This is a genomic window from Longimicrobium sp. (assembly GCF_036280135.1).
In the GTDB taxonomy this organism is placed as follows: domain Bacteria; phylum Gemmatimonadota; class Gemmatimonadetes; order Longimicrobiales; family Longimicrobiaceae; genus Longimicrobium.
In genome coordinates this window covers 1-9,304 of sequence record NZ_DASURI010000987.1, presented here as the reverse complement: position 1 = coordinate 9,304, position 9,304 = coordinate 1, and the positions used below count along the sequence as shown (strand labels likewise).

Annotated in this window: 7 protein-coding genes; 4 read left to right on the top strand and 3 right to left on the bottom strand. The window is 73.0% G+C overall.

From position 1 onward, the window contains the following. Positions 1–113: 113 nt before the first annotated feature. Genes pfkB through VFZ20_RS31785 form a run of 3 tightly spaced genes read right to left on the bottom strand, consistent with a single transcriptional unit; the run spans position 114 to position 5,430 of the window. A complete protein-coding gene (gene pfkB, locus VFZ20_RS31795; RefSeq protein ID WP_329688005.1) occupies positions 114–1,079 on the bottom strand; it encodes a 1-phosphofructokinase in 966 nt (321 codons plus the stop codon). 8 nt (positions 1,080–1,087) lie between these two features. Beyond that, entirely contained in the window at positions 1,088–3,559 is a 2,472-nt protein-coding gene (ptsP, locus tag VFZ20_RS31790; protein WP_329688004.1) for a phosphoenolpyruvate--protein phosphotransferase, read from the bottom strand. Then, positions 3,556–5,430: a PTS fructose-like transporter subunit IIB gene (locus VFZ20_RS31785; RefSeq protein ID WP_329688003.1), complete on the bottom strand. Its 1,875-nt coding sequence runs from the start codon at positions 5,428–5,430 to the stop codon at positions 3,556–3,558. The genes ptsP and VFZ20_RS31785 overlap by 4 nt, the downstream gene beginning before the upstream one ends. 189 nt (positions 5,431–5,619) lie before the next feature. Between VFZ20_RS31785 and VFZ20_RS31780 the strand changes: the two genes are divergently transcribed. From VFZ20_RS31780 to uraD, 4 genes are all read left to right on the top strand, one after another. Then, positions 5,620–6,258: a hypothetical protein gene (locus VFZ20_RS31780; protein ID WP_329688002.1), complete on the top strand. Its 639-nt coding sequence runs from the start codon at positions 5,620–5,622 to the stop codon at positions 6,256–6,258. Between the two features lie 128 nt (positions 6,259–6,386). Further along, positions 6,387–7,754 carry an allantoinase AllB gene (allB, locus tag VFZ20_RS31775; RefSeq protein ID WP_329688001.1) on the top strand — a complete coding sequence of 456 codons (1,368 nt, stop codon included), beginning with the start codon at positions 6,387–6,389 and terminating at the stop codon, positions 7,752–7,754. Further along, a complete protein-coding gene (gene alc / locus VFZ20_RS31770; RefSeq protein WP_329688000.1) occupies positions 7,751–8,749 on the top strand; it encodes an allantoicase in 999 nt (332 codons plus the stop codon). The genes allB and alc overlap by 4 nt, the downstream gene beginning before the upstream one ends. Beyond that, positions 8,746–9,255 carry a 2-oxo-4-hydroxy-4-carboxy-5-ureidoimidazoline decarboxylase gene (gene uraD / locus VFZ20_RS31765; protein WP_329687999.1) on the top strand — a complete coding sequence of 170 codons (510 nt, stop codon included), beginning with the start codon at positions 8,746–8,748 and terminating at the stop codon, positions 9,253–9,255. Before alc ends, uraD begins: the two co-directional genes overlap by 4 nt. Positions 9,256–9,304 lie beyond the last annotated feature (49 nt).

The following is a 9,304-nucleotide window of genomic DNA, read 5'->3' as shown; positions in this document are numbered from 1 at the left end:
AGCGGGGGCAGGGGGTCGGGGGGAGGGGGCCCTCCGCGGACGGTAGATCCACCCCTGATTGCTGGGTCCGCACCGGCTGCTGAAAACCAACCTTTCGCACAGGCCCCGCGCCCTCACCCGATCGTCTCCACCTCCACCCGCCGCGCCATCGCCTCCACGGCGTCGCGTGTCGCGGGCGCCGCGTCCGCGCGGGTGAGCGCGGCGAGGGAGAAGCCCGTCGCCAGGCGCGCCGTTCGCACCAGGTCCAGCCCCGCGAGCCGCGCGGCGACGATGCCGGCCACCATCGCGTCCCCCGCGCCCACGCTGCTGCCGACGTCGATCGACGGCGGACGCGCGAGCACCACGCCCTCGCGCGCCACGAACAGCGCGCCCTCCGCACCCATGCTGACGGCCGCCAGCTCCACGCCGCCCTCCAGCAGCCCGCGCGCCGCGTCCATCACGTCGTCCACCGACGCCAGCGCCGTCCCCACGAGCGACTGCAGCTCGTGCACGTTCGGCTTGACGACACTCGGCGCGGCCTCCAGCGCGTGGCGCAGCGCGTCGCCGCTGGTGTCCAGCGCCACGCGCCCGCCGCGCGCCGCGATCCGCCGCGCGAGGTCCGCGTACAGCGTCGGCGGGGCGCCGGGCGGCAGGCTGCCGGCGAGCACGAACCATCGCCCGTCCGCCGCGCGCGCATCGACGGCATCGAACAGCGCGTCCACGTCCGCCGCCGACACCGCCGCGCCGGGAAAGTTGACGTCCGTCGTCTCCTGGCGCTCCGGATCCACGAGCTTGATGCCGACGCGCGTAGAACCGGCCACGCGCACGAACGCATCCTCGATCCCCGTCCGCGCGAAGAACGATTCGAATGCGCCGGCGTTGTCGCGGCCCAGGAAGCCCGTCGCGGCCGCGCGCACGCCGTAGCCGGCCAGGGCGGCGGCCACGTTCACCCCTTTGCCCGCCGGCTGCGACCGGTCCGCCGAGGCGCGGTTCACGGTGCCGGCGCGGAACCCCGGCACGGTCACCGTCCAGTCGATGGCGGGATTGGGCGTGACGGTGACGACGTCGACCGTGGCGGAATGGGATCGATCGCGCATCATGAAGTCGCTCACGGCAGGGGCAGCTCGCGCACCTGCCGCGCCGTGTCGCGGGCCAGCGCGCGCTTGGCGAACGCCTGCGCCTGGGCCAGCGAGTAACGCCGCAGCGAGGCCTTGACGGCGGCCACGCTGGGCAGGCTCATGGAGAGCTCCGCCACCCCCAGTCCCGTGAGGATCAGCGCGCCCATGGGGTCACCCGCGATGCCGCCGCACACGCCCACCCACTTGCCCGCCCGGTCCGCCGCGCGCACGGTCAGGTCGATCATCCGCAGCACGGCGGGGTGCAGCCCGTCCACCTGCGCGCCCAGCGTGGGGTGCATGCGGTCCATCGCAAGGACGTACTGCGTGAGGTCGTTGGTGCCGATGGAAAAGAAGTCCACCTCCCGCGCCAGCGCGTCCGCGATGAGCACGGCGGACGGCACCTCCACCATGATGCCGATCTCCACCGGCTCGGCGCCCACTTCGCGCCGCACCTGCTCCGCCACCTCGCGCGCCTCGCGCAGCTCCTCGAGCGTGGCGACCATGGGGAACATGATGCGGATGGGGCCCACGGCGGACGCGCGGTAGATGGCGCGCAGCTGCGGCAGGAACAGCTCCGGCTTGCGCAGGCACAGGCGGATGCCGCGCACGCCCAGGAACGGGTTCTCCTCCCGGGGCAGCGACAGGTACGGCACCACCTTGTCGCCGCCGATGTCCAGCGTGCGGAGGATGAGCGGCAGCCCGCCCAGCGCCCGCGCCATGGCGGCATATGCGTCGAATTGCTCCTCTTCCGTGGGCGCCGTCTCGCGGCCCAGGAAGAGGAACTCGCTGCGCATGAGCCCCACCCCCTCCGCGCCGGCCTCCACGGCCTGCTCCGCCTCGGCCACCGTGCCGATGTTGGCCGCGATCTCCACGCGGTGCCCGTCCGTCAGCAGGGCGGGCGCGTAGCGCGTGGCGAACTCCGTGTCGCGCCGCTGTGCCAGGTCTTCCTGGAACCGGCGGGCGGACTGCAGGTCCTCCTCGTCCGGCTCCAGGTAGAGCCGCCCGCCCGTGCCGTCCAGGATGCACGCCGTGCCGTCCGGCTGCTCCAGCACGGCCGGCCCCGCGCCCACCACGGCGGGGATGCTCAGCGACCGCGCGATGATGGCCGTGTGCGACGTGGGTCCGCCGGCCGCCGTGCACAGGCCCAGGATGCGCTGCGGGTCCAGCCGCGCCGTGTGCGACGGCGTCAGGTCATCCGCCACGAGCACGACGGGGTGATCCGGGAAGTGCGGCTCGCCGTGCTCCGTGCCGACCAGGACGCGAAGCACGCGCTGCCCCACGTCGTGCAGGTCCGTGGCGCGGGCGGCCAGCCGTTCGTCATCCACCGAGCCCACTTCGACGGCGCGCGTCTCGATGGCCCGCTGCCACGCCCACGCGGCGCCGTGCCCCTCGCCGATGGACGCATGCACCTCCGCGTGCAGCTCGGGGTCCAGGATGAGCGCCTGGTGCGCGCGAAAGATCATCGCCTCGCCCTTGCCGGAGCGCGACTCCACGGCCGCGTACAGGTCCGCCAGCTGCTCGCGCGCCGTCTCGATGGCCTGCGCCAGCCGCCGCGTCTCCTCCTCCACGTCCGCCACGGGCTGGTCGGGGACCACCACGCGCGTCGCCTGGAACTGGTACAGCGGCCCGATGGCCAGCCCCGGCGACGCCGACACGCCGGGGATGGCCCGCTCGCCCCCCGGCGGCGTCCACGCCAGCGCGTCCGCCTCGTCCCGGCGATGCTCCTCGCCCAGGCCGCCCTCCACGGCCTCGCGCAGCGCGTCCAGCGCCGCGTCCGCGTCCGGTCCGGCGGCAAAGAGCCGGATGGTCTCGCCTCCCTCCACGCCCAGCTTGAGCAGCGACGCCAGCGCCTTGCCGTTGCCGATGCGCCCCGCGTAGCCCACGCGGATCTCGGACTGAAAGCCCATCGCCACGTCCACGAGGAACGTCGCCGGCCGCGCGTGCAGCCCGTGCGCGCCCTGGACGACGACGTCCACGTGCCGCGCGCCCTCCATCACCTCCGGCTCCGGGAGCACCGCCCCTTCCGCGCCACGCGTGAGCCCGGCCGCGATCTCGTCCGCGCTTCCCGTGCGGGCCAGGTGCTCGGCCAGGACGGGATCGTCCAGCACGTCCGTCAGCGCGGCCAGGATGCCCAGGTGCTCATCGGACCGCGCGGCGATGCCCACCACGAGACGCACGTGCTGCCCGCCGCCCCAGTCCACGCCCTCCGCCAGCTGCACGACGGCCACGCCCGTGTGGTGGATGAGCGCGCGGTGCTGCGCCATGCCGTGCGGGATGGCGATGCCGCTGCCCAGGTAGGTGTTCGCCTGCCCCTCGCGCCCCAGCATGCTCTCCACGTAGCCGGGGTCGATGTAGCCGCGCTCCGCCAGCAGCCCGCCCGCCGCGCGGATGGCCGCCTCCTTGCCCCCCGCGGGCACGGCCAGCCGCACGTCGTCGGCGGTGATGCGGATCATCGTGCTCATGCGGCCTCCGCCGGCCGGCCGTTTGGGGCCACGGGCTCCGTGAGTGCGGGCGGTGGCCGCTTGAGCACGAACAGCGCGCCCGCCGTCACGGCCGTCCCCGCGGCGATGGCGGCCAGGTACGCCGGCAGCCCGGAAACCGCGCCGGGAATGACGGCCGCGAACACGCCGCCGTGGGGCACCAGCAGCCGCACGTTGGCCAGCATGGAGATGGCCCCCGCCGTCGCGGAGCCCAGGACGAGCGCCGGGATCACGCGGATGGGGTCCTTGGCCGCGAACGGGATAGCGCCCTCCGTGATGAACGACAGCCCCAGCACGACGGCCGGCCCGCCCGCGCGCCGCTCGTCCTCGTCAAAGCGGCCGCGATAGAGGAACGTGGCCAGCCCCACGCCCAGCGCGGGCGTCATCCCCGCGGCCATCACGGCGGCCATGGGCGTGTAGATCTTCGATGCCAGCAGGCCCACGGCGAAGGTGTACGCGGCCTTGTTCAGCGGCCCGCCCATGTCCACGGCCATCATCGTCCCCAGGATCAGCCCCAGCAGCACCGCGTTGGCGCCGCGCAGGCCCAGCAGCCAGCCGTTGAGCCCCGCGTTCAGCGCCTGCACGGGCGGCGCGATGACGAAGATCATCCCCAGCCCCACGATGACCGTGGACAGGAACGGGAGGATGAGCACGGGCTTGAGCCCCTCCAGCGTGGCGGGCAGGCGGATCCGCTCCGCGAGGAACTTGGTCAGGTAGCCGGCCAGGAAGCCGCTGACGATGCCGCCCAGGAATCCCGCGCTCAGGTTCTGCGCCAGCATGCCGCCCACGAGCCCCGGCGCCAGCCCCGGACGGTCCGCGATGGAGAACGCGATGAACCCGCTCAGCACGGCCACGAACAGGTGAAACGCCGTCTCCCCGCCGATCTGGCTGAGCGCCCAGGCCAGCGAGCCCTCGCGCTCTCCCGCGTAGATGCCGCCCAGCGCGAACGCCAGCGCAATGCACAGCCCGCCCGCGATGACCAGGGGCAGCATGTACGACACACCCGTCATCAGGTGCTTGTACGGCCCCGCGCGCGATCCTTTCGCGTCCGCCGCGGACGCGGGTGCGGGTACGTCGTCCGATGTGGACGGCGCGGCGCCCGCCGGCTGCGCGAGGGCGGCGCCCACGACGTCGCGTCCGCCCTTGATGGCGGCCTTGGTGCTGGTGACGTAGACGGGCTTTCCGCCGAATCGCGACGTATCGACCTTGGTGTCGGCCGCGATGACGACGGCGTCCGCGGCGGCGATGTCCTCCGCCGTCAGCTGGTTCTTGGCGCCGACGGAGCCCTGCGTCTCCACCTTGATGGTGTGCCCCATGGCCGCGGCGGCCTTTTGCAGGGCCTCCGCGGCCATGAACGTGTGCGCGATCCCCGTGGGGCACGCCGTGATCCCCACGAGCCGCTTTCCCGCCCCGTCCGCCTGCATCAGCACAGCGGATTCGGGCGATGCGGCAGATCCGGCGGTTCCGGTCGATGCGCCAGACTCGATGGATGCGACGGTTTCGATCGATGGGACGGACGCGGGCGGCGAGGAATCAGGGGACACGGCCGGCGCGGCGAGGGCGACGGCGTCCTCGATGACCTGGCGCGTGTGGCGGATGGCGTCCGCGGTGCGGACGGCGTGCACGGGCCTGCCCGCGAACCGCCCCGTATCCACGTGGATGTCGGCCGCGACGATGACGACGTCGGCCGCCGCGAGCTCCGCGTCCGTCAGCGTGTCGCGCGCGCCGGCGGAGCCCTGCGTCTCCACGCGCAGGTCGTGGCCCATGGCCGCCGCCGTCCGTTTGAGGGCTTCGGCGGCCATCAGGGTGTGCGCGACGCCCGTGGGGCAGGCGGTGACCGCGGCGATCTTCATCAGGCGCAGGGCAAGGGTGCACCAGAACTCATCCGCTACCGTACACAGAAAGGAACGGGCCAGCGGCGCGGAACCGTTCATTCCGGCCGATGACGTTGCCCCGTGCGAACATCCGCTTTCCCTGATAGCTTCAATCCCCCGCCATCCTGGGTGGGAGAACCGTTGTCTCAGTCATCCCCTTTGGTCGATATGCATTCTCAGCTGGTGCTGGAGCTGGTGGGGTACGCGGCGTCCATCCTGGTCGCCATCTCGCTGATGATGAGCAGCATCCTCAAGCTGCGCGTCATCAACCTGGTGGGGTCGGCGGCGTTCGTGGTGTACGGGGCGCTCATCGGGGCGTACCCCGTGGCCGTGGTGAACCTGCTCATCGTCTTCATCAACCTGTACTACCTGCGGCAGATGCTGGCCTCGCGGGAGTACTTCAAGCTCCTGCAGGTGAGCCCCGACGACGAGTACCTGCGCGCGTTCCTGGACTTTCACGCGGCCGAGATCAAGCGCTTTCTGCCCGAGTTCCGCTACGCGCCCGACGCGCGGCTGCTGGTGTTCTTCGTCCTGCGCGACATGGTGCCGGCGGGATTGTTCATCGGCGAGCGGCGGGAGGACGGCTGCCTGCGGGTGATGCTGGACTTCGTCATCCCGCAGTACCGCGACTTCAAGACGGGGCGCTACCTGTTCACGGACCAGGCGCACTTCTTCCGCGGGCACGGCATCCGCGAGATCGTGAGCGCGCCCGGCAACGATGTCCACACGCAGTACCTGCGGCGCATGGGCTTCAACCCCGTGAGCGCGGGCGAGCCCCACGGCCCGCACCGCCTGACCATTGCCTGAGGCCGGGGCGGACTGTCGGCGCGGCGGACGTTCCCCTATTTTTGTTCGGCAGATGTGCGGGCACTTGCTCGGCCGGGTGCCCGTCCCGCATTCCCGGTCCACCGTCGCACCCCCGGCAGCACCACCCGATGGCTTCCCCGCTCCACCAGGTCTTTCGCGGCCGGCGCGTCGTGCTGCCGGACGGCGTGCGTCCCGCGTCCATCCTCGTCCGCGACGGCGTGATCGCGTCCGTCGCCGCGTACGAAGCGGATGCGTCCGGTGGCGCCCCGGTGGTGGACGCGGGCGACGCGCTGCTGCTTCCCGGCCTCGTCGACACGCACGTCCACGCCAACGAGCCGGGCCGCACGCAGTGGGAGGGCTTCGCGTCCGCCACGCGCGCCGCGGCCGCCGGCGGCGTGACGACGATCGTGGAGATGCCCCTCAACAGCATCCCCGCCACGACCTCCGCCGACGCGCTGCGGCAGAAGATCGGCGCGGCGGAGGGGCGCATCCGCGTGGACACGGGCTTCTGGGGCGGCGTGGTGCCGGGGAACGCGGCGGAGCTGCGGCCCCTGTGGCAGGCGGGCGCGTGGGGCTTCAAGTGCTTTCTCGTCCCCTCCGGCGTGGACGAGTTCGAGGGCGTGGGCGAGGCCGACCTCCGCGCCGCCATGCCGGTCCTGGCGGAGCTGGGCGCGCCGCTGCTCGTCCACGCCGAGGTGCCGGGCCCCATCGACGCCGCGGCGGCGGAGTGCGCGTCGCTGGATCCCCGCGCGTACGCGTCGTACCTGCGCTCGCGCCCGCCCGCGGCCGAGACGGAGGCCGTGGAGATGGTCATCCGCCTGTGCCGCGAGTTCGGCACGCGCGTGCACGTGGTGCACCTCGCCACGACGGAGGCCCTGCAGCTGCTGCGCCGGGCGCGCGCGGAGGGGCTGCCCGTCACCGTGGAGACCTGCCCGCACTACCTGCACTTTTGCGCGGAAGAGATCGCGGACGGCGCCACGGCGTGGAAGTGCGCGCCGCCCATCCGCGGGCGGGCCACGCGCGAGGGGCTGTGGGAGGCGCTCGCGGCCCGCGACATCGACCTCGTGGCGTCGGACCACTCGCCCTGCCCGCCGGAGATGAAGGGGATGGACGCGGGCGACTTCTTCCGCGCGTGGGGCGGCATCGCGTCCCTCCAGCTGGGCCTGCCCGTGATGTGGACGGAGGCGCGCCGGCGCGGCATCGGCATGGAGCGCGTGGTGGAGTGGATGAGCGCGGCGCCGGCGCGGCTCGCGGGGCTGGCCCATCGCAAGGGCGCCATCGCCCCCGGGCGCGACGCGGACCTCGTGGTCTTTGACCCGGACGCGGCGTGGACGGTGGACGCGGCGGCGCTGCATCACCGGCATCCCGTGACGCCGTACGCGGGCGAGACTGTTTCCGGCCAGGTGCTCGCGACGTACGTTCGTGGCGCGCAGGCGTACGCGCCCGGGCAGGATCCCGCGCCCGGCGGACACATTCTTTTACGCGGCCAGGAATGACGATCTTCGAGGACATGGTGGAGCTGGCGTCCGAGCGGCTGGGCGGCGCCGTGCTGCTGGCGAACGACGAGTTCTTCGCGCCCAAGGAAGGCCTGCTCAAGCCCACGCCCGCCGAGTGGCGCGAGCACGAGTACACGGAGCGCGGAAAGTGGATGGACGGCTGGGAGACGCGCCGCCGCCACTCGCCGGGGTACGACTGGGCCATCATCCGCCTGGGCGTGCCGGGCATCGTCCGGGGCGTGGTGATCGACACGGCGTTCTTTCGCGGCAACTACCCCGACGAGGCGTCCATCGAGGCCGCCACGTTCGAGGGCACGCCCAGCCCCGAGGAGCTCAGGTCCGCCCGGTGGACGGAGATCCTGCCGCGCTCCCCGCTCGAGGGCAACGCGCGCAACCCGTTCGCCATCGAGTACCCGGAGCGCGTGACGCACCTGCGCCTCAACATCTTTCCCGACGGCGGCGTGGCGCGCCTGCGCGTGCACGGCACCGTGGTGCCCGCGTGGACGCGGTTCGCGCGGGAGCAGGGCGGCGAGGTGGACCTGGCGGCGCTGACCCACGGCGGATGGGTGGTCTCCACCAGCGACATGTTCTACGGCCACCGGCAAAACCTCATCCTCCCCGGCCCCTCGCTGTTCATGGGCGACGGATGGGAGACGCGCCGCCGCCGGGGCCCCGGCAACGACTGGAGCATCGTGCAGCTGGCCGCGCCCAGCGCCCTGCACCGCGTGGAGATCGACACGGACCACTTCAAGGGCAACGCGCCGGACCGCTTTCGGCTGGACGGCGTGCACATGCCCGGCGCCTCGGCCGACGCGCTGGCCTCGCCCGCGGCGCAATGGGTGCCGCTGCTGGGCGAAACCCGGCTGCAGCCGCACGCCCGCTACCGGTTCGAGGACCTGCTGCCGCACGGGCCCATCACCCACGCGCGGCTCAGCATCTACCCCGACGGCGGCATCGCGCGCATGCGGCTGTTCGGCACGCTGCCGGCGGAATGAGCGGCCTGGAACGCCTGAACGCGCTGGCGGCGGATGACGCGGAGCGTGAGCTGCTCACCTGCTGCGGCTCGCGCGCCTGGGCCCGGCGCATGGCGCAATCCCGCCCCTTCGCGGACGCGGACGCGCTGATGGAGCGGGCGGACGCAACGTGGTGGAGCCTGGACGAGGCGGACTGGCGCGAGGCGTTCCGCAGCCACCCCAGGATCGGCGGAAAGAAGGCGCAGGCGGGGCAGACGGACCGCGAGCAGGCCTGGTCCGCCGGCGAGCAGGCCGGCATGCGCACCGCGGCGGATGCGACGCGCGAGGCGCTGGCGGAGGGGAACGAGACATACGAGGCGCGCTTTGGCTACATCTACATCGTCTGCGCCACGGGCCGGACGGCGGACGAGATGCTGGCCCTGCTGCAGTCGCGCTTGCGCAACGACCCGGAGACGGAGATCCGCGCCGCCGCCGAGGAGCAGCGCAAGATCACGCGCATCCGCCTGGAAAAGCTGCTCGCGGGCTGATCCGTATCCATCGATGCAGTTCTCCCCCTCCCCCGCGAAGCGGGGGCAG